Raw genomic sequence first — 237 nt, forward strand, 5'->3', positions numbered from 1 at the left:
CCTGCGCGAGTTCGAGCACACTGCGTTGCTCGACATCCAGCGCTGGGCCGGGCAGGGCGGTGACGCGTTGTTCGACAGTTTGCTGGTGTTCGAGAACTACCCGATTGCCGATGCCTTGGAGCAGGGCGCGCCGGATGGTTTGCGTTTTGGTTCGCCGATCACCCAGGAACAGACCAACTATCCGTTGACGCTGCTGGTGGGGTTGGAGCGGCAGTTGTCGGTGCACATGAGTTATCA

1 protein-coding gene is annotated in these 237 nt (G+C 60.8%); it reads left to right on the forward strand.

The annotated features are described in order from the left end of the window. The coding region (locus OC610_RS29375; RefSeq protein ID WP_264433388.1) for a hypothetical protein at positions 1 to 237 on the forward strand (237 nt) is incomplete at both ends.

The organism is Pseudomonas agronomica (assembly GCF_025917275.1).
GTDB classification, from domain to species: Bacteria; Pseudomonadota; Gammaproteobacteria; order Pseudomonadales; family Pseudomonadaceae; genus Aquipseudomonas; species Aquipseudomonas agronomica.